General features: G+C 45.9%; 15 protein-coding genes, 19 tRNA genes, 1 riboswitch and 1 other annotated feature. Of the genes, 28 read left to right on the top strand and 6 right to left on the bottom strand.

The window, feature by feature from the left end:
- Nucleotides 1-8 precede the first annotated feature (8 nt).
- The 22 genes from IGI92_RS15060 to IGI92_RS14955 all read left to right on the top strand — a co-directional run bounded on the left by IGI92_RS15060 (nt 9) and on the right by IGI92_RS14955 (nt 5538).
- A tRNA-Arg gene (locus IGI92_RS15060) sits at nt 9-82 on the top strand.
- Between the two features lie 9 nt (nt 83-91).
- Nucleotides 92-165: transfer RNA gene (locus tag IGI92_RS15055), tRNA-Pro, on the top strand.
- A 13-nt stretch (nt 166-178) separates the two neighbouring features.
- Nucleotides 179-251 (top strand) — tRNA-Ala (locus IGI92_RS15050).
- 28 nt (nt 252-279) lie between these two features.
- A tRNA-Met gene (locus IGI92_RS15045) sits at nt 280-353 on the top strand.
- Nucleotides 354-367: 14 nt separating this feature from the next.
- Nucleotides 368-441: transfer RNA gene (locus IGI92_RS15040), tRNA-Ile, on the top strand.
- A gap of 26 nt (nt 442-467) precedes the next feature.
- A tRNA-Ser gene (locus IGI92_RS15035) sits at nt 468-557 on the top strand.
- A 66-nt stretch (nt 558-623) separates the two neighbouring features.
- Nucleotides 624-697: transfer RNA gene (locus IGI92_RS15030), tRNA-Met, on the top strand.
- 38 nt (nt 698-735) lie between these two features.
- Nucleotides 736-812: transfer RNA gene (locus IGI92_RS15025), tRNA-Asp, on the top strand.
- A gap of 1 nt (nt 813) precedes the next feature.
- Nucleotides 814-884 (top strand) — tRNA-Gly (locus IGI92_RS15020).
- A 17-nt stretch (nt 885-901) separates the two neighbouring features.
- Nucleotides 902-975, top strand: a tRNA-Ile gene (locus IGI92_RS15015).
- Between the two features lie 21 nt (nt 976-996).
- A tRNA-Ser gene (locus IGI92_RS15010) sits at nt 997-1084 on the top strand.
- Between the two features lie 10 nt (nt 1085-1094).
- A tRNA-Glu gene (locus tag IGI92_RS15005) sits at nt 1095-1166 on the top strand.
- Nucleotides 1167-1178: 12 nt separating this feature from the next.
- Nucleotides 1179-1268, top strand: a tRNA-Ser gene (locus tag IGI92_RS15000).
- 66 nt (nt 1269-1334) lie between these two features.
- Nucleotides 1335-1408: transfer RNA gene (locus IGI92_RS14995), tRNA-Met, on the top strand.
- Nucleotides 1409-1447: 39 nt separating this feature from the next.
- Nucleotides 1448-1521 (top strand) — tRNA-Asp (locus IGI92_RS14990).
- Nucleotides 1522-1529: 8 nt separating this feature from the next.
- Nucleotides 1530-1602 (top strand) — tRNA-Phe (locus IGI92_RS14985).
- A gap of 7 nt (nt 1603-1609) precedes the next feature.
- Nucleotides 1610-1680 (top strand) — tRNA-Gly (locus tag IGI92_RS14980).
- Between the two features lie 16 nt (nt 1681-1696).
- A tRNA-Ile gene (locus tag IGI92_RS14975) sits at nt 1697-1770 on the top strand.
- A 15-nt stretch (nt 1771-1785) separates the two neighbouring features.
- Nucleotides 1786-1857 (top strand) — tRNA-Glu (locus IGI92_RS14970).
- 91 nt (nt 1858-1948) lie between these two features.
- A riboswitch (SMK box riboswitch) is annotated at nt 1949-2030 on the top strand.
- Nucleotides 2028-3212, top strand: coding sequence for a methionine adenosyltransferase (gene metK / locus IGI92_RS14965; RefSeq protein WP_008382004.1), 1185 nt, complete (start codon nt 2028-2030; stop codon nt 3210-3212). It overlaps the preceding riboswitch by 3 nt.
- A 66-nt stretch (nt 3213-3278) precedes the next feature.
- Nucleotides 3279-4736: an MDR family MFS transporter gene (locus tag IGI92_RS14960; protein WP_005233363.1), complete on the top strand. Its 1458-nt coding sequence runs from the start codon at nt 3279-3281 to the stop codon at nt 4734-4736.
- Nucleotides 4737-4758: 22 nt separating this feature from the next.
- Nucleotides 4759-5538, top strand: a complete 780-nt coding sequence (locus tag IGI92_RS14955) for an alpha/beta hydrolase (RefSeq protein ID WP_005227672.1) — start codon at nt 4759-4761, stop codon at nt 5536-5538.
- A 24-nt stretch (nt 5539-5562) separates the two neighbouring features.
- Here IGI92_RS14955 and IGI92_RS14950 read toward each other — a convergent pair whose 3' ends face one another.
- Genes IGI92_RS14950 through IGI92_RS14940 form a run of 3 tightly spaced genes read right to left on the bottom strand, consistent with a single transcriptional unit; the run spans nt 5563 to nt 7764 of the window.
- On the bottom strand, nt 5563-6141 hold the full coding sequence (locus IGI92_RS14950; RefSeq protein ID WP_185953789.1) for a tRNA (mnm(5)s(2)U34)-methyltransferase: 579 nt from the start codon (nt 6139-6141) through the stop codon (nt 5563-5565).
- Nucleotides 6116-7099 carry a TIGR01212 family radical SAM protein gene (locus IGI92_RS14945; protein WP_005233367.1) on the bottom strand — a complete coding sequence of 328 codons (984 nt, stop codon included), beginning with the start codon at nt 7097-7099 and terminating at the stop codon, nt 6116-6118. The genes IGI92_RS14950 and IGI92_RS14945 overlap by 26 nt, the downstream gene beginning before the upstream one ends.
- 14 nt (nt 7100-7113) lie before the next feature.
- The gene (locus IGI92_RS14940) at nt 7114-7764 is read right to left on the bottom strand and encodes a phosphatase PAP2 family protein (protein WP_016619999.1); all 651 of its coding nucleotides are present in this window, start codon (nt 7762-7764) and stop codon (nt 7114-7116) included.
- A gap of 291 nt (nt 7765-8055) precedes the next feature.
- Here IGI92_RS14940 and IGI92_RS14935 point away from each other — a divergent pair, with 291 nt between their 5' ends.
- Both IGI92_RS14935 and leuS read left to right on the top strand, forming a co-directional pair.
- A complete protein-coding gene (locus tag IGI92_RS14935) occupies nt 8056-9756 on the top strand; it encodes a muramidase family protein (RefSeq protein WP_086372400.1) in 1701 nt (566 codons plus the stop codon).
- Nucleotides 9757-9798: 42 nt separating this feature from the next.
- Nucleotides 9799-10018: a binding site (T-box leader), on the top strand.
- 86 nt (nt 10019-10104) lie between these two features.
- Entirely contained in the window at nt 10105-12519 is a 2415-nt protein-coding gene (gene leuS, locus IGI92_RS14930; protein WP_016620000.1) for a leucine--tRNA ligase, read from the top strand.
- Between the two features lie 106 nt (nt 12520-12625).
- Here leuS and IGI92_RS14925 read toward each other — a convergent pair whose 3' ends face one another.
- A complete protein-coding gene (locus IGI92_RS14925; RefSeq protein WP_005233376.1) occupies nt 12626-12856 on the bottom strand; it encodes a hypothetical protein in 231 nt (76 codons plus the stop codon).
- Between the two features lie 220 nt (nt 12857-13076).
- Here IGI92_RS14925 and IGI92_RS14920 point away from each other — a divergent pair, with 220 nt between their 5' ends.
- Complete coding sequence (locus IGI92_RS14920) at nt 13077-13376, top strand: DUF5960 family protein (RefSeq protein ID WP_008382014.1); 300 nt, start codon at nt 13077-13079, stop codon at nt 13374-13376.
- 71 nt (nt 13377-13447) lie between these two features.
- Here the strand turns inward: IGI92_RS14920 and murE are convergent, their stop codons facing one another.
- Nucleotides 13448-14968, bottom strand: coding sequence for a UDP-N-acetylmuramyl-tripeptide synthetase (gene murE, locus IGI92_RS14915; RefSeq protein WP_301388164.1), 1521 nt, complete (start codon nt 14966-14968; stop codon nt 13448-13450).
- A gap of 199 nt (nt 14969-15167) precedes the next feature.
- Here murE and IGI92_RS14910 point away from each other — a divergent pair, with 199 nt between their 5' ends.
- The 3 genes from IGI92_RS14910 to IGI92_RS14900 all read left to right on the top strand — a co-directional run bounded on the left by IGI92_RS14910 (nt 15168) and on the right by IGI92_RS14900 (nt 18821).
- Nucleotides 15168-16814, top strand: a complete 1647-nt coding sequence (locus tag IGI92_RS14910) for a putative polysaccharide biosynthesis protein (RefSeq protein ID WP_008382016.1) — start codon at nt 15168-15170, stop codon at nt 16812-16814.
- A gap of 69 nt (nt 16815-16883) precedes the next feature.
- Nucleotides 16884-17603 carry a pseudouridine synthase gene (locus tag IGI92_RS14905; RefSeq protein ID WP_301388161.1) on the top strand — a complete coding sequence of 240 codons (720 nt, stop codon included), beginning with the start codon at nt 16884-16886 and terminating at the stop codon, nt 17601-17603.
- Between the two features lie 141 nt (nt 17604-17744).
- Entirely contained in the window at nt 17745-18821 is a 1077-nt protein-coding gene (locus IGI92_RS14900; protein WP_144331053.1) for a M23 family metallopeptidase, read from the top strand.
- Between the two features lie 96 nt (nt 18822-18917).
- Here the strand turns inward: IGI92_RS14900 and IGI92_RS14895 are convergent, their stop codons facing one another.
- Nucleotides 18918-19772: an RluA family pseudouridine synthase gene (locus tag IGI92_RS14895; protein WP_086332726.1), complete on the bottom strand. Its 855-nt coding sequence runs from the start codon at nt 19770-19772 to the stop codon at nt 18918-18920.
- Between the last annotated feature and the right edge of the window lie 87 nt (nt 19773-19859).

Below are 19859 nucleotides of genomic sequence, written 5' to 3'. Positions count from 1 at the left end.
CTTAATATGCGCCCATAGCTCAATTGGATAGAGTGTTTGACTACGGATCAAAAGGTTAGGGGTTCGACTCCTCTTGGGCGCGCTTTAATAACGGGAAGTAGCTCAGCTTGGTAGAGCACTTGGTTTGGGACCAAGGGGTCGCAGGTTCGAATCCTGTCTTCCCGATACTTTTACAAAAGGGGCCTTAGCTCAGCTGGGAGAGCGCCTGCTTTGCACGCAGGAGGTCAGCGGTTCGATCCCGCTAGGCTCCATATCATTTGAATAAATGATTCTTTTTTACGCGGTGTAGCTCAGCTGGCTAGAGCGTCCGGTTCATACCCGGGAGGTCGGGGGTTCGATCCCCTCCGCCGCGATTTTTTAAGAGCCTGGACCTTTAGCTCAGTTGGTTAGAGCAGACGGCTCATAACCGTCCGGTCGTAGGTTCGAGTCCTACAAGGTCCATTGTGGCATTGTATCTGTTTTATTATGGAGGATTACCCAAGTCCGGCTGAAGGGAACGGTCTTGAAAACCGTCAGGCGGGTAAAACCGTGCAAGGGTTCGAATCCCTTATCCTCCTTAACTGTCTCTTTTGTTGCGAGCAAAAGAATTACAGTCTTTTAATTACTCTAAAGTAATTACTTATCGCGGGATGGAGCAGTCTGGTAGCTCGTCGGGCTCATAACCCGAAGGTCGTAGGTTCAAATCCTGCTCCCGCAATTGCTTTTGTTTTCAAAAGCGCAATAAAAGCTAAATATGGTTTGGTAGTTCAGTTGGTTAGAATGCCTGCCTGTCACGCAGGAGGTCGCGGGTTCGAGTCCCGTCCAGACCGCCATGCGGGTGTAGTTTAGTGGTAAAACCACAGCCTTCCAAGCTGTTGTCGCGAGTTCGATTCTCGTCACCCGCTTTAGCTTTTATTTTTTGGGGCCTATAGCTCAGCTGGTTAGAGCGCACGCCTGATAAGCGTGAGGTCGATGGTTCGAGTCCATTTAGGCCCATCAAAATGTAGTCATACATTTGGGGAAGTACTCAAGTGGCTGAAGAGGCGCCCCTGCTAAGGGTGTAGGTCGGGAAACCGGCGCGAGGGTTCAAATCCCTCCTTCTCCGTTTTTTTATTGGTCCGTTGGTCAAGTGGTTAAGACACCGCCCTTTCACGGCGGTAACACGGGTTCGAATCCCGTACGGATCATTTTTTACTTTTGGAGGATTACCCAAGTCCGGCTGAAGGGAACGGTCTTGAAAACCGTCAGGCGGGTAAAACCGTGCAAGGGTTCGAATCCCTTATCCTCCTTAACTGTCTCTTTTGTTGTGAGCAAAAGAATCACAGTCCTTTAATTACTGAAAAGTAATTACTTATCGCGGGATGGAGCAGTCTGGTAGCTCGTCGGGCTCATAACCCGAAGGTCGTAGGTTCAAATCCTGCTCCCGCAATCGCTTTGTTTAACGGCAAAGCAGCAATACAAAGCTTCTGGTTTGGTAGTTCAGTTGGTTAGAATGCCTGCCTGTCACGCAGGAGGTCGCGGGTTCGAGTCCCGTCCAGACCGTTGTTTTTGGCTCGGTAGCTCAGTTGGTAGAGCAATGGATTGAAGCTCCATGTGTCGGCAGTTCGATTCTGTCCCGCGCCATAGGAATGCGGGTGTAGTTTAGTGGTAAAACTACAGCCTTCCAAGCTGTTGTCGCGAGTTCGATTCTCGTCACCCGCTTTGCATTTTTTATTTGGGGCCTATAGCTCAGCTGGTTAGAGCGCACGCCTGATAAGCGTGAGGTCGATGGTTCGAGTCCATTTAGGCCCATTACATTTTCAAACTGGTCCGTTGGTCAAGCGGTTAAGACACCGCCCTTTCACGGCGGTAACACGGGTTCGAATCCCGTACGGATCATGCAAACACTCTTGAGAGTGTTTTTTTATTACCCAAAAATGATCTTTTTTATCATTTTTCAACTACGAAGGGTCAAAATTTGTTATAATCAGTCCGTTGCAAGTTCCCGAAAGGATTCGCAGCTGCGAAGATGCCTTGTAACCGAAACATATATTAGGGGGAATACAAAAATGACAGAGAAACACTTATTTACATCAGAGTCCGTTTCAGAAGGACACCCAGACAAAGTAGCTGACCAAATCAGTGATGCCATCTTAGATGCGTTGCTTGCCGAAGATCCAATGGCTCGGGTTGCTTGTGAAACGTCAGTTACCACCGGATTGGTTTTAGTTTTTGGAGAAATTTCTACTTCTGCTTACGTAGATATCCAAAAAGTCGTCCGTGAAACCATCAAAGAAATCGGCTATACACGAGCAAAATTCGGCTTTGACGGCGATACGGTTGCTGTTTTAGTAGCGATCGATGAGCAATCACCAGATATCGCTCAAGGCGTTGACGATGCTTTAGAAAGTCGCGGAGAAACGGATAAAGAAGATATCGGTGCCGGTGACCAAGGCTTGATGTTTGGTTTTGCCGTTGATGAAACACCTGAATTGATGCCTTTACCAATCGCATTGAGTCATCGGTTAGTCCGTCGTTTAGCAGAGTTGCGTAAAAACAATGAACTAAGCTACTTGCGTCCAGATGCAAAATCGCAAGTAACTGTTGAATATGATGATAACGATCAACCACAAAGAGTGGACACCGTCGTTATTAGCACCCAGCATGATGATGCGGCTGATAATGAAACGATCCACCGTGATGTCATTGAAAAAGTGATCAAAGAAGTGATCCCTGCCGATCTTTTAGACGAGCAGACAAAATATTATATTAATCCTACTGGTCGTTTTGTGATCGGCGGTCCTCAAGGGGATGCCGGTTTGACAGGCAGAAAAATCATCGTTGATACTTATGGCGGCTATGCTCGTCATGGTGGCGGTGCGTTTTCTGGAAAAGACGCAACCAAAGTTGACCGTTCAGCCAGCTATGCGGCTCGCTACATTGCCAAAAACATCGTAGCAGCAAAGCTAGCCAAAAAAGTGGAAGTCCAATTAGCCTATGCGATCGGTGTGGCACAACCCGTGTCGATCAGCATCAACACTTTTGGTACAGGAACCGTCAGTAACGATCGCTTGATTCAAGCGGTGCGGGAAAACTTTGATTTGCGACCAGCAGGAATTATTGAAATGTTAGATTTGCGCCGTCCGATTTATCGTCAGACTGCCGCTTACGGACATTTCGGTCGTACAGATATCGATTTGCCATGGGAACGCACCGACAAGGTGGCGGCACTTTTGGCAAGTGTGAAGGATTAAAAGAGGCGACCTCTATTGATGACTATCAATAGGGGTTCTTTTTTTTGGAGTAAAAGGAGGAGTTACATGCGAACCAATGTAAAATTAGTCACTATTGCGGTCTTTGTCGCAACGTTTATGACCGCGATCGAAGGAACGATCATTACGACAGCGATGCCTACCATCGTTAGTTCATTGAAAGGGATCGAGATCATGAACTGGGTCTTCTCGATCTATCTTTTGACCAGTGCGATGTTGACCCCGATCTACGGCAAGTTTGCCGATAACATCGGCCGCAAACCAGTCTTTCTATTTGGTACGCTGCTGTTTATTATCGGGTCGGCGTTTTGTGGGATGGCCAACACAATGTTGACGTTGATCATTGCCAGAGCGTTGCAAGGATTAGGCGCAGGGGCCATGATGCCCGTTGCCCTAACGATCATTGCGGACCTGTATCCTGTTGAAAAGCGGGCGAAAGTCTTAGGGCTCAATAGTACTGCTTGGGGGATCGCCAGTGTCGTTGGTCCCTTAGCCGGTGGATTGATCGTAGATACGATCGGGTGGCATTGGATCTTCTTTATCAACGTGCCCATCGGATTAGGGTTGATCGCCTTAATTTGGTTTTATTTTCATGAAGAAAAAAAGGCCTTTGCTGCAGTCAACATTGATTATGCAGGCAGTCTCTTGTTGATGTTGACGTTAGTAGGGCTCCTGCTAGGCTTCCAATTGCTAGGAGATTATGGTGTAAGTCTGCCTGTTATCGGTCTGTTCGTTTTTTCTGTCCTCACGTTTATCGGCTTCATTCGTGTGGAGAAAAAAGCAGCAGATCCGATTATTGATCTGAAGCTGTTCCACTCAAAACTATTTGTGGTGGTCAACATCGTAGCAGCTTTGGCTAGCGGCTTCCTGATGGGGATCGATGTTTATATCCCAATGTGGATGCAAGGGGTCTTAGGCATGAGTGCGGGGATTGGCGGGCTTGTGTTGGCACCGTTGTCGATTTTATGGATGATTGGTTCCTTCTTAGCCAGCCGTTGGTTGACACAACACAGTGTCAGTTGGGTCTTGACGGTTAGCTTAGTGATCACGGCTACCGGTGCCTTGTGGTTGTTTTTGACACCGGCACAGACATCATTCTGGTTGTTCTTGGTGATTTCTTCTATTACGGGCGTCGGATTAGGGGCAACGATGGTGGTTTGTACCGTTACTGCCCAAACCAGCGTTGCACCCACCCAAGTCGGCGTGGCGACTTCTTTCAATACGCTGCTGCGAACGATTGGGCAAACCATTATGGTGGCGGTCTTCGGTATCGTTTTAAACACCAGCAATAGCGTGGGCTTGGCACAGGCGCAAGTCACTGACAGCAGTGTCATGAATCAGCTGGTTGATCCAGCCGCCGCGCGTCAGCTGCCAACAGCCTTATTAGGGCAATTACGGGAGATTCTTTATAGCGGTCTACACTGGGTTTTTGGGATCGGTGTTTTACTCATTGTGCTAGCGATTGGTTTGACCCGCACGATTTCGCGAGAATCTGGTACAATATAAAAAAAGGATCGCAGGTGATTGTATGGCTTTTTTACAAGCAAATATCTATTCAAATGTTCTTGAAATGGAGGTAATGATCGATGTGATCTTGCCTCAAAGTACCAAGAAAAAAATCGGTACGCAAAGCCAATCGACGGGCACAGATCTCCCGGTGCTTTATTTATTGCATGGGATGAACGGAAATCATAGTGTCTGGCAGCGACGGACGTCGATCGAGCGATATGCCGCAGAGTATCAACTAGCGGTCATCATGCCGTCTACTGATCTGGGCTGGTATACCGATACGACCTACGAAATGAAGTATTGGACGTTTATCGCCGAAGAATTACCACAAATTTGTCATGAACTGTTTCCTCAACTGACGCAAAAACGAGAAAAAACTTTTGCAGCAGGTCTCTCGATGGGGGGCTATGGGGCAGTAAAACTTGGGCTGCGCAAGCCTGACCAGTTTGCGGCGGTAGCGTCTTTGTCTGGCGCATTAGCGCTGGCTGAAAGCATGGATTCCTTGCTGCAGCTGCGAAGCCAAGCTTATTGGGAAGGAATCTTTGGCCCTTTAGAGCAATTCAAAGGGTCAGAAAATGATTTGATCCATCTGATTGAGACCATCGATCCAAGCACCGCGCCGCGCTTTTTTATTAGCTGTGGAACCGAGGATCAGCTGTATCCGGCAAGTGAATATGCGGTGGATAAGCTGCAAAAACGCAAACTAGCCGTAACGTTTGAATCGGGAACTGGGGATCATGATTGGAATTTTTGGGATCAATGGATCCAACGAGTCCTGCAATGGCTTTTTAGTGAATAAAAAAACCATCAGTCGATCGACACCTTAACGTGCCGAGGACTGATGGTTTTTTCGTTCGATACAAAATAAGATCGGCGGCTGGTTGCGCTGATTGATAAATTGATAGGAAAGGACATTATATTCCTCTTGCGGCAGCTGCTGACAAAAGGAGTGGACTTCTTTCAGCTCTGCTTCGCCGCCAGCGTGTCCATAATAGCAGACGAGGATGATTCTACCTTTCGGGGCTAAACGTGTCAGTAAAGCTTCTAAAGCCGTTTTCGTTGTATCAGGCAGCGTGATGATCGCTTTGTCCCCTTTCGGCAAGTAGCCTAAATTGAAAATGGCGGCGTGAACCGGACCGCTCACAACATCTGCCAACGTCTCATGGCCTTGATGGATCAGCTGGACTTGCGCCAACAGCTCTTTTTCAGTCAAACGTTTTTTGGTGGCTTGGAGGGCTTGTTCTTGAATATCAAAAGCAAACACCTGACCAGTCGGTCCAACTAAGGAAGCCAGTAATTCCGTGTCGAAGCCGTTGCCCATCGTGGCATCAACGGCGGTTTGTCCCGGTTGCAGAACTTCTTTTAAAAGGGTGTGGCTATAATGCATGGCGGTCGGCAGCATTGACAAGCTCCTTTCGCACGTTGAATTTCCCTTGATAGGAGTTGCGGCGTAGCATTTCTTGATCGATCTCATTCAAGACTTCCCATTTTTTCAAACTCCACATTGGACCTACCAGAGAATCCCATGGTGCATCGCCTGTCAAGCGATGAATGATGATCTCTGGGGGGATCATTTCTAACTGATCGCAGATCAATGACACATAGGTATCGCGCCGCATCAATTGCAAACGTCCCTCATGATAATCCCGCAGCATCCGAGTATTGCGCATCAAATGCAACAGGTGCAGTTTGATGCCTTGGATATCAGAATCTTGAATGGTGCGGCGGACGTTTTCTTGCATCATCTCGATCGTCTCGCCTGGCAGGCCATTGATCAAATGGGTACAGACACGAATATTGTGTTTGCGCAGGCTGGCGACGCCGTCTAAGTAGGTTTGATAATCATGGGCGCGGTTGATGGCATTGCTCGTGGTTTCAAAAGTCGTTTGCAGTCCTAATTCGACCCATAAATAAAAGCGTTGATTGAGCTCTGCCAGATAGTCAACGACATCTGCTGGTAAGCAGTCTGGTCGGGTCCCAATGGAGATCCCGACAACACCAGGTAGTGTCAGTACTTGCTCGAAGCGCTCGCGGATCACTGCCACCGGTGCGTGGGTGTTCGTAAAATTTTGAAAATAGACAATGTATTTGTCCACTTGCGGCCACTTTTTGTGCATCATGGCGATCTCTTTTTCAAACTGCTCTGGTAACGGGGCTTCAGGTGCTACGATCATATCGCCAGAGCCGGACACACTGCAAAATGTACAGCCGCCTTTGGCAACGGTGCCGTCACGATTGGGGCAGTCGAAGCCCGCATCGATGGGAACTTTAAAGATTTTTTCGCCAAATTCTTGCCGCAAAGCAAAGTTCCATGAATGGTATCGTTTGTTTTTATCTTCTGCATAAGGAAATGGATTCATTTTTTTACCTTCTTTTATAATTGTTTACGCGTGAAGCGCCAGACAAAACGTTTTTGCAAGTAGTAAGGGTAGGTCAACAGTAGCCAAGACAGGCCGACACAAAAACCGCCTAACACATCACTGGGAAAATGCACGCCAACATAGATGCGGCTGATGCCGATACAACTGATCAATAGGCCTAGCAGAATACGGAGTCCCCATTGCCAAAAAGGCTGCTTGAAGAAAACTGGGACCAAGAAGAGCAATGTCCCATAAAAAACCATACTGCCTGTCGAGTGTCCGCTGGGGAAACTAAAACTTGATTCCGTGACTAAGTGTTCAAGGGTTGGTCGCTCCCGTAAAAAGACCAGTTTGATCAATGGATTAAAGAGCCCGGCAATCCCGATGGTGCCGATACAGAGCCATAGTGCTTCTGCATAATATTTATTGATCACTAAAACGGCTAAAACAGCAAGAAAGAGCAAGATGATCGTGGTAGGATTCGCAAATTTTGTGACCCATAGAAAAAACGGTGTCCAAAACGGATAGCCGGTGCGGATGATGCGAGTCAAGGTTTCGTCAAAGGAGACCAACCAAGTAGGATAAAATTTCACGAGATAGCCGAGAAAAACGAACAGCAGTAAAAAGCAGCTGCCGGCAAATTGAAAATAAAGTTTTTTATGCATGGAAAAGCCTCGTTTCTAGAGAATTTCTGTCCCTTCAAGCAAAGAGACATCTAGAAGGTATTATAGCATTTATCGCAAGACGGAAAAAGCAGGGAACCATTCAGGGAGCATCCCACTGCCAAGGAATATTTTTCGTTGGGTTAAATACAAACTCTTCATTTCAATAAATGTTCGTTTGATTACAAAGAGTTTACAGTTTCTGAAATCGGCTCAAATACCTTTTATAAATTCTTAAGAAATTGTATACTAAACCTACGTTCACTATAAGGAAAAAACGGAGGAATAACGGACATGAACACGAGTCAATCAAGAAAAGTACATCGTCAAGCAGACCAATCGGGCGATAAGTATCGAGTGATCAAAAAAAGTGCAGTCGTTTTAGGAACGACACTGACTGCTTGCTCTGTTGTAGCTCCATTGGTGTCATCGGTTCAAGCAGAAGCCGTAGAGACCTCGATCGCCCAAGTTTCTACTAGCAATTTTGCCGCGCCGAATACTTCCGCATTTATTGCCGAAATCGCTACTTACGCTCAGCCCGTGGCACAAGCCAACGATTTATATGCTTCTGTGATGATCGCACAAGCCATTTTAGAAAGTGGTTGGGGCCGAAGCAGTTTATCAAAAGCACCGAATTATAATCTATTCGGGATCAAAGGCAGCTACAACGGTCAAACCGTTTATATGAGTACTTTGGAGTACTTGAACAATCAATGGTTGACTATGAATGAACCCTTTAAGCGCTACCCATCATACACGCAATCATTCGAAGATAACGCACGTACTTTACGCTCAACCTCTTTACAAAGCGGCGTTTCATATTATTCTGGCGCTTGGAAGAGCAATACGACTTCATATCTTGATGCAACCGCATGGCTAGCAGGCCGCTATGCGACTGCACCCAATTATGCTTCTTCCCTGAATGCAGTGATCCAACAATTTGGTTTGACGCAATACGACACACCTGCTTCTGGCAATGCCGGTGGTGGTGCCACAGCTAGCGCATCAACCAATACTACGACTACAACGGCGGCTGTCAGCACGAGCGGCAGTCAAACCTATACAGTCGCTTCGGGCGACTCTGTATGGTCGATCGCTAACAAACATGGCATCTCCATGGACCAGTTGCGCAGCTTGAACAACATCAAAAATGATTTTGTTTATCCAGGGCAAACGTTGAAAGTCAACGGCAGCACCCAAAGCACTTCGGCAACTTCTACGGTATCGATCGTCAATCGTAATACTTCAGCAACTACATCAGGCAACACCTATACCGTAGTTTCTGGTGATTCAGTCTGGTCGATCGCCAATAAACATGGGATCTCAATGGATCAATTCCGCAGTTTGAACAATATCAAAAATGACTTTGTCTACCCAGGACAAAAAGTTGTCGTCAGCGGTGGTTCGTCTACGAATACCAGCAGTACCACGACCGTCAGCACTGCATCAACTGCTAGCCAAAGCAGTGGCGGTACCTATACAGTTGCAGCGGGTGATTCAGTCTGGTCGATCGCCAACAAACATGGGATCTCCATGGATCAATTTCGCAGTTTGAACAATATCAAAAATGATTTTGTCTACCCAGGACAAAAAGTTGTCGTCAGTGGTAGTTCCGCAACGAGGACAAGTACAACAACGAGCACGACCGTCAGCAGCCAAACCAGTAGCAGTGCTGCAGGCAACACCTATACGGTGGCAGCGGGTGATTCAGTCTGGTCAGTTGCCAATAAACACGGGATTTCGATGGACCAATTCCGCAACTGGAACAACATCAAAAATGATTTTATCTATCCAGGACAAAAGGTGGTCGTCAAGCAAGGCGGCACAACAGCTACTACCAGCACTTCAGCGACAAATGGTACTTACAAGGTCGCATCGGGTGATTCCGTTTGGGGGATCGCAGATAAGTTTGGCATCACGACGGATCAATTTATTCAATGGAACAATATTCAAAATAACTTTATTTACCCAGGACAAACAGTTAGGGTAAAATAGATTGCTATTCCTAATGATTTTTGTTAGGATAAGTGCAAAGAAACTTTCACGTTTGAGAAGGAATAGTAGAAGTACGGTGGGACTTTTAGAGAGTGCATGGTTGGTGGAAATGCACAGCACACCTTTCGAACTCGTCTTCGAGTGATATCTGACTGAACCTGATTTGGCTAGGCAGATACGGCGATGGCCGTTAAAACATCGAGGTCTGCTTTTTTGAGGAGCAGATAAACTTAGGTGGTACCACGTTGATAACGTCCTATAAAAATCATAGCGATTTTTATAGGACTTTTTTTAAGTTTTGCTGGTTGATTTGACGAGCAAAGCACCAATTTTTAGGAGGAGTCCATCGTGAATTACAATCACAAAGAAATCGAAAAAAAATGGCAAAAATATTGGGCAAAGAAAAATGAGTTCAACACCCATGATGAGCCGGACAAACCAAAATTTTATGCGCTAGATATGTTCCCATATCCATCCGGACAAGGATTACATGTCGGACATCCAGAAGGCTATACGGCTACGGATATCTTGAGCCGCTTCAAACGCAGCCAAGGGTACAATGTACTGCACCCAATGGGCTGGGATGCCTTTGGTCTGCCTGCCGAACAATATGCACTAGATACAGGAAATGATCCAGCGGAATTTACGAAGAAAAACATTGAGACCTTCCGCCGTCAAATCAATGCGCTAGGGTTCAGCTATGACTGGAATCGTGAAATCAATACGACAGATCCTGAATATTACAAGTGGACGCAATGGATCTTTACCAAGCTTTATGAAAAAGGGTTAGCTTATGAAGCCGAAGTTCCGGTAAATTGGGTACCAGAGCTTGGAACTGTGATCGCCAATGAAGAAGTCATTGACGGCAAGAGCGAACGGGGCGGCTATGATGTGATCCGCAAACCGATGCGCCAATGGATGCTAAAAATCACGGCATATGCTGATCGTTTGTTGGACGATTTAGAAGAAGTTGATTGGCCAGAAAGCATCAAAGAAATGCAACGCAATTGGATCGGACGTTCTGTCGGAGCCAACGTAACGTTTAAAGTGGCAGGGATGGAAAAAGACTTTACCGTCTTTACGACTCGCCCAGATACCTTGTTTGGTGCGACCTACGCTGTATTGGCACCAGAACATGAGCTAGTGGCCCAAATCACTACCCCAGAACAAAAAGCAGCCATTGATGCCTATGTAGAAGAAGCATCGAAAAAATCTGATTTGAACCGAACAGATTTGGCCAAAGAAAAAACCGGTGTCTTCACTGGTGCCTATGCCATCAATCCCGTGAATGGCAAAGAGATCCCGATTTGGATCGCCGATTACGTTTTGGCTTCTTATGGAACAGGTGCGATCATGGCGGTTCCTGCCCATGACGAACGTGACCACGAATTTGCCAAAACATTCGGTTTAGAGATCATTCCTGTATTGGCAGGGGGCAACGTGGAAGAATCTGCCTATACCGAAGATGGACTGCATATCAATTCAGACTTTTTGGATGGGCTAGACAAAGAGACCGCCATTGAAAAAATGGTCGCATGGTTGGAAGAAAACCATGTTGGGAAAAAAGAAGTCAGCTATCGTCTTCGCGATTGGTTGTTCTCTCGCCAACGGTATTGGGGTGAACCAATCCCAATCATCCATTGGGAAGATGGGACGACCACAGCGCTTGCTGAAGATCAGCTGCCATTGCGTTTGCCAAAAACCGACAATATCAAACCAAGCGGTACCGGGGAATCGCCATTAGCTAATGTCACGGATTGGGTCAATGTCACCGATCCAGAAACTGGGAAAAAAGGACGTCGCGAAACCAATACGATGCCACAATGGGCAGGAAGCTCATGGTATTTCTTACGCTTTATCGATCCTCATAATAAGTCTGTTTTGGCAGACTATGATAAATTGAAACGCTGGATGCCAGTCGATATTTATATCGGTGGGGCGGAACACGCTGTCTTGCATTTGCTTTATGCTCGCTTCTGGCATAAATTCTTGTATGATATCGGTGTCGTACCAACGAAAGAACCATTTGAAAAATTGTTCAACCAAGGGATGATCCTTGGGGAAAACAATGAAAAAATGTCGAAATCCCGCGGCAACGTCGTCAATCCAGATGATGTCATCAATCAATACGGTGCAGATACTTTGCGTCTATATGAAATGTTTATGGGACCATTGGATGCATCGATCGCCTGGAATGAGAATGGCCTTGAAGGCAGTCGCAAATTCTTGGATCGCGTGTGGCGCTTGATCGTCGATGAAAATGGCAAAATGCGCGACCGCATCACGACATTCAACGATGGAAAATTGTCGAAGGTGTATAACCAAACGGTTAAAAAAGTGACGGAAGATTATGAACAGCTGCATTTCAATACGGCGATTTCCCAATTGATGGTCTTCGTCAATGAAGCGTATAAAGCTGATGCCTTACCTTACGAGTATGTCGAAGGATTTGTGCAGCTATTGGCTCCAATCGCACCGCATATCGGTGAAGAGCTCTGGTCGATCCTCGGGAATGACCATGGGATCTCTTATGTGCCTTGGCCAACCTATGACGAAAGTGCCCTAGTGGAAGATGAGATCGAAGTCGTCTTTCAAGTCAACGGCAAAGTTCGTGCCAAAGCAATGGTTCCAGCAGACGCAGAAAAAGCAGTGCTTGAACAATTGGCCCAAGAAAACGAACTTGTCCAAGAACAGCTCCAAGGAAAAACGATCCGCAAAGTGATCGTCGTACCCAATAAATTGGTTAATATCGTTGCAAACTAAACGCTAAAAAAGTAGCTGCCTAACAGGACAATGGTCTGTTAGGCAGCTTTTTGGTAGCGACAAAGAAAAAAAGTGTTACTGAGTGGTTCTCAGCAACACTTTTTTGTTATTTTTTGCGAATGATCCCATAGAACAAAGCGGCTGTTGCGACCAATGGAATCAAGATCACTAGTAGAAAGCCGTTTGGATACGTAGCGCGAGTGAAAATTTCTGATGAAGCATCACTTCCGCCAAATAGATGATTGGAAATCATGAACTGAGCCATCATAGCAACGATTGCGACAAAACCAATTGCAGCACCAGTACCGACGAATAATTTTTTCTTTGCGTTGTTCATTACATTTGCCCCTTTTATAGTCTCTATGTATCATTATACAAAATTTGGATACGTGTTCAATCTGATTTTGTCAAATAATTGATTCGTAATACACTTGAAATGTTTCTGACATATTTAAGCGCTAAAAAAGCCAAATTTCCGCTTGTTAGCGATCATATTATTCGCTGATCCTCACAGACTCTCGTATAATAAAGAAAGAGAAAAGAAAGAGGGGACTTACATGGAGTATCAATCATTTGAAGGCCAAACGGCTTTTTTTGAAGATTATGCACGGATTGCCAAACCTGGCTATGAAGAAGAGGCAGTCACTGCCGATGTCTTGGAACAGTTGAATCAACAATTAACAGAAGAAGAGCTGTTTTACCGTTTAGCAGCCGAAGATGCCAAAGAAGGGCAAGTCTTTTTGTTTCCTTTCAGCAAGCGAATGTTTACCGAAGACCTTGACGCTGCCATTTCAACAGAATTCCGTTATGATGGCGCACCCTATGTCTATGAGACTTACGAAGATGAACAACCTTAATCACACAGGAAAAAAGCTTTCAGATGATTTAATGGATCATCTGAAAGCTTTTTTGTTGAGACAACTTGTTGCTATTGGTGCTTGGCTTGCTGCTGCGCTAAGGTCAAGTCACCGATGTAAGGGACTTTTTTTCCAGCGACTTTCAAGTATTGTTCGGCGCCTTTGCCCGCAATAATCACGATATCACGACCGTCTGCTTCAGCGATCGCCAATTTGACGGCTTGAGCCCGATCCATCTCATGAATGATGGCAACTTCAGGATTGGTGATAGCATCTGCAATTTCTTTTGCGATCGCAGCTGCTTCTTCAAAATCAGGATCATCGCTGGTCAGGTAGACTTTGTCCGCATATTCTCCTAGCGCTCGTCCCATATCTGCTCGGCGAGATTGGGCTTTTCCGCCAGCACTGCCAGTGACAAAAAGCAGGCGGCCATCTGGTCGTAATTGACGGGCAAGTTCACTTAATGATTGGAAGCTCAGGTAATTGTGGGCATAGTCAACGATCATGACGGCGCCATTTTCTTTTTCTAAAACGATCATTCGTCCAGGGATGATCACTGTCGGCAGGACTTTCTGAGCGTCCTCACGAGAGGCACCCGCTAAGCAGGCAGCCAAAATCGCCGCTGCGGCGTTCTCATGGTTGAAAGAACCTAAGATCCCCAGTTGATATTCACCAGAGACTTGCAAGACATCAGAAGCAGCTGTCAGGGCGAAACTCTTTAGGTCCATTCCTTCTTGAACGACATAATCGGCATCTGAACGTCCGTAGGTGATATAAGGAACTTGATGGACTTCACAAGTTTCTCGCAGCAAGTGGTAGTGATCGCTTTGACGATTTAAAATCATTTGTTTGCTGTTGCGGATCAGTTCCCGTTTGCAGTAAAGGTAATCATCATAAGTCGGGTGTTCCACCGGTCCAATGTGATCAGGCGAAATATTCAAGAACGCGCCAATATCAAAGGTAATGCCGGCTACCCGTTTGGTTTTATACGCTTGAGAAGAAACTTCCATTACAAGATGGGTCATGCCGTTTGCAACAGCCTCAGCCATCATTTTATAAAGATCCAGTGTTTCGGGAGTCGTCAACACTGCTTCATTAAAGGTTTTTCCATCGACTGAGTTTTCCTCCGATGAAAAGAATGCTACTTTTTGACCCGTCGATTCTGCTAAAATCGCCCGAGCAAAATAGGCGCAACTGGTTTTGCCTTTGGTGCCAGTGATGCCGATGGTCACTAGCTGTTCTTGCGGGTTGCTATAAAATGCTTGAGCGATCACTGCCATCGTTTCTCGAATGTCCGTAACAATGATCCCGTAGGTTGCGAAGTTGTCATAAGGTGTTTCTGAAATGTAGCACTGAATGCCTTGATCAATGGCGGCGGCTAGGTAGCTTTCTTTAAAAGAAGCCCCTTTACAGAAAAAAAGCGTTGCCGCATTGGCCGTTCGCGAGTCGTAACTTAAGGAGGTAAAGGCAATATCAGTCATTTCTTGCGGCACGGTATAAACCCAATCAGTGGGGGTGATGATTTCTTTTAGTAGGTTTTCCTGCAATAAGAGTTTGCGGATCTGTGGCACGGTAATGAGTTCCTTTTGCATCGTTGTTCTCCTTCATTCCTCTAAAGATTTCTCTTATTATAGCATAACTCCTAAAAACCGCCGTTTAGGAGGGAAAAGTTTTCTTTTTTTTCTTCTTATTTTGAAGAAACTTTAAGATGTTGCAAAAATAGATTGCGACCAACTCTTTTTCGAATTAAAATGGAAGGGATATGTTTGTAGAAAGTTGGAGATAATGGCGATGGATAATCACATGCGTTCAGTGTCAAAAGAATTAACTACACAAGAAAAAATGGCTCAAGGATCTGCTTGGATGACAATGGGCAATATCGGTTCACGTTTGCTTGGCGCCATTTACATTTTACCTTGGTATTATTGGATGGGGGCAAATGCCGATAAAGCAAATGCGTTATTTGGGATGGGCTATAATGTTTACGCCTTATTTTTAATGATCTCAACTGCTGGGATCCCATCGGCAATTGCCAAGCAGATTTCTTTTTATAATTCTCGCCAAGAATACCGCACCAGCCAGAAGCTCTTTTTAAGGGCCTTCCAATTGATGGCAGGCTTTGGCGTGGTGACCGCCGGAATCATGTATTTGGCAGCCCCATGGTTGGCAACGGCTTCAGGTGGCGGGGAAGAATTGATTCCTGCAATGCGCTCATTGAGCATTGCACTATTGGTCTTTCCTTGTATGAGTGTTATGCGAGGATACTTCCAAGGAAACCAAGACATGAAACCTTTTGCGATCTCGCAAGTTGTCGAACAAATCGCCCGCGTCTGCTATATGCTTTTGGCGACCTTCATCATTATGCGGGTTATCGAAGGCGAATACACGGCGGCTGTGACGCAATCGACCTTTGCCGCCTTTATCGGTGTCTTAGCCAGTATTTTGGTTTTAGGCTATTACTTCCAAAAGCAACGGGTGCGGATGGACGTCTTAGTCGATATGAGCAAAGAAGAAACCGTGTTGCAAACCAAAGAATTGGTTTTAGCGACCATCAAAGAAGCGATCCCTTTTATTATCGTTGGTTCTGGGATCACGATTTTAAAATTGGTGGATCAATACACCTTTGTGCGGATCATGAGTAGTTTTACTGAATTTTCAAATGATCAGCTCTTAGAATTAATGGCGATTTTCGGTAGCAACCCTGATAAGTTGACGATGGTGGTTATCGGATTAGCTACTTCCATGGCTTCAACAGGCTTGCCTTTGATCAGTGAAGCAGTCGCCAAAAAAGACAAAAAGAACTTAGCTAAATTGATCAGCAACAACTTACAATTGTATTCCTTTGTAATGTTCCCAGCGACCTTTGGGATGATCGTGCTGTCTTATCCCTTATACACCTTGTTTTATCGTCCAGATGCGTTAGGAGCGAGCGTTTTAGTCGCTGCCTGTCTGTCTGGTCTGGTCTTGGGCTTGTTTATGCTTAGTTCTAGTATGCTGCAAGGAATGTACCACAACAAAGAAGCCGTTGTTTTCTTCTTTGTAGGGTTGCTGGTGAAGTTGATCTTGCAGTATCCAGCGATTCGGTTGTTCCAAGTTTATGGCCCATTAGTTTCCACGACGATTGCTTTAGGGATCGTCTGCTGGCTGAACATTCGCAAGATGATTCGCAAAGGCCATTTCAATGTAAACTTAACGTTGCGACGGACGTTATTGATTGGCGCGATGACGATCATTATGGTGATCGCAGCGTTGATCGCCCGCCAACTCTTTGGTCTCATCTTTAGCTCTGAAAGAAAAGTCCAAGCATTTATCTTGAGCTTGCTAGTAGCAGGAGTCGGTGGCAGTGTGTACATCTACATTGCGCTGAAATTGCGTTTAGCTGAAAAACTACTCGGCTCATCAATGGTTCGTTTACGCCAGAAATTACACATCAAATAAAACTAGAAGCAGCCGCTGAGCCTCCTTTGTGAGACCTTGGCGGCTGTTTTATATGAAAGGAAGAAACCGATGCGTTTAGACAAGTTTTTAGCGGATATGGGTTATGGCTCCCGCAAAGAAGTGAAACAGTTGATCAAAAAAGGTCTCGTGACCGTCAATGGACAAGTCATCAAGAGTGACAAAGCGCAAGTACTAGAAACACAAGATACCGTTTGTTTTGAGGGGGAACCCATCGTCTATCAAAGCCAGTTTTATTATTTGCTGAATAAACCCGCTGGAGTGATTTCGGCAACCGTCGATTCCTATGAAGAGACGGTCTTAGATTTGTTTTCTGAAGAAGCGTTTCGCGAAGATTTGTTTCCAGTAGGACGGTTGGATAAAGACACCGAAGGCTTTTTGCTGATTACGAACGATGGCGGATTGGCGCATCAATTATTGTCGCCTAAGAAGCATGTGGAAAAAGAATATTATGCCCAAGTCGAGGGAATCATGACAGCGGAGGATCAAAAAACCTTTGGCAAAGGCATCAAATTAGACGGCGAGTGGACCTTGCCGGCTGAACTGCAGATCCTCAACGTCGATGAAGACGAAACGCGCAGCGAAATCAGACTGATCCTCCATGAAGGCAAGTTTCATCAAGTCAAACGGATGGTCCATGCAGTAGGAAAAGAAGTCGTTTATTTGAAACGGATTCGCATGGGAGGCCTGTCCCTGCCAGATGATTTGGCATTAGGCGAGTATCGGGAATTGACTCCTGAGGAATTGGCGAAGCTGCAAGAGCGAGGATAAGACGATCGGCGAGCTAAAGAAATTCTTATGAAAGTTGTTATTCGGCTGCAATATTTGTAAAAAAAGCCCGTTTTATAGGTGATTTACATGAAAGTTTGCAACAATAGACTTTAAACTGTTGGAAAAACCCTCTTTTTTTTCATGAATAAGCATGTTAAAGTAGCCAAGCTACTAAAAAAAGAAGGAGTTACCTCATTGAAGAAAAAGATTTTTTTATTGCTCGCCCTTACGTTGCCTCTTTTCCAGCCAGCTATCAGTTATGCTGCTGAAACCAAGAGCAGCGAGGAACTGACGGTTTTGACCACAGAACTAGCCTCTTATGAAGACGAAGTCACCATCAGCCAACAGAAAGTCACAGCGTTGGAAAGTCAATTAGCGGATTATCAGGAAGAATTAAGCCAATTGGCAGAAGAAAGCAAGGAAGTTCAAACGCAGATCACTGCACTAAATGATCAAAAAGCCCAGCACCAAGGAAGCCAAGCGCAAAGCAGTCTGGTAGTCGATGGACCGCAAGCCACGATCCAGCAACTACGCAAGTTTAGTGAACAACAAGCGGCTTTACGGGAAGTGAACCAACAATTGGCGGAAAAAGAAGCCGAACAACAACGAATCACTTCGTACCAAACCTTGACGCAAGCCCAATTAGTACATAGCGAAGAACAATTAGCAACAGCCAAAAAAGAATTGCAGTCCCAACAAGAGCAGCTGCAGCAGACGCAAGCCCAAGTGCAAGACCTACAAGAAAAAGTGGAGCAAGAAGCAAAAGCAGCTGAAGAAGCGAAACAAAAAGCCAAAGAAGCAGCGGAGAAAGCGGCAGCCAGTGAATTTTCACTGCCAATCACTGGCTCCGTGTCGATCTCCAGCGGTTTTGGTACTCGAGCAGACCCGACTGGTTTTTCAGGGACGCAGCATGACGGGATCGACTTCACAGGTCAAGCGGGGGAGAAGATCGTCGCCGCTCGTGATGGACAGGTAGAAGATGCTGGCTATGGCCCAAGCACTGGAAATTACGTGATTTTGGCTCACGATAATGGCTTTTACTCGTATTATTTTCATTTAACAGCTGTCAGTGTCTCAAAGGGGGCGACCGTTGCAGTCGGCGACCAAGTCGGTACGATGGGGACGACTGGAAATTCGACAGGCGTCCATCTGCACTTTGGACTGAGTAAGACGTTGTGGTCAGATTTCGTTGATCCAGCAGCTTACTTACCGCTATAAACCAAAATACCAAGTAGAAGCATGGAGAAAATCATCTGAAACCAAAAAGCATGACTGACAAGAGGGATTCCTCAAGTCGTCATGCTTTTTGGTTGCTTACCACAAGCCCGGTTGAGCGATGATCACTAACTGTTCTTTGGTAAAAGGATGCTCTAGATGCAATTCGTAGCCATGCAGCAGCAAACGTGGCGCTGATTTGTTTTGGTAAAGCGGGTCGCCAACGACTGGATGACCGATGCTGGCAAGGTGGACGCGAATTTGGTGGGTCCTACCAGTTTCTAACACACAATACACATTGGTTGTCTTTTGTTGGGCGTGGGCGATGGTTACATGGGTGACGGCTGACTGACCGTTGCGGGAGTCAATGATCCGCTTGCGACGATCGTGACGGTCACGACCGATTTTTTTGGCGATCGTTTGATCTTGCGTAAGTTTCCCCCAAACAGTGGCTTGATAGCGACGGAAAATCTGTTTGTTTTCCAGCATTCGGCCCAAGATCGGCAACACCAAAGGATTTTTTGCAAATAAAACCACACCGCTGGTTTCTTTGTCTAGACGATGGACCACATAAGGCTGCTGCTGTTTCGGCGCAAGGTAAGCAGCTGCATCATTCAACAGAGTATCGGCTTCTAATGGCTGATTTGGGTGCGTCTTGACCCCGGCAGGCTTGTTCAGCACCAATAAGTGTTCATCTTCAAAAAGTACGTCGACTTTGTCCGCTTGGCCTAACTGGATCGGCTGGTAGCTGTAATCACTGTCTTCAATGATCAAAGTGATTTGATCGCCGCCACGAACTTCTTGATGAAACATCGCGGGCTGCTGATTGACGGCCACATTTTTCCGTGTGCGCAGAAAATGGCGCACTTTTCGTGGAACGAGCCACTCCTGTTCCAACAAATCGCGAAGCGGCATGGGCGGGTGATTTTCGGGTAAAGTCATGGTGTATTCCATAATAACGTCCTTTCTTTGCTATTCGCTACCGACTATTATAGCATCTTTAAGCTTTTCTTATAAAAAAAACAATAAAAAACAGAGTAT

Origin of the sequence: Enterococcus sp. DIV2379 (assembly GCF_050542965.1) — a bacterium.
GTDB classification, from domain to species: Bacteria; Bacillota; Bacilli; order Lactobacillales; family Enterococcaceae; genus Enterococcus_D; species Enterococcus_D entomosocium.
Note: the sequence above shows the minus strand (reverse complement) of the source record. Positions and strands in the feature narration are given on the sequence as shown.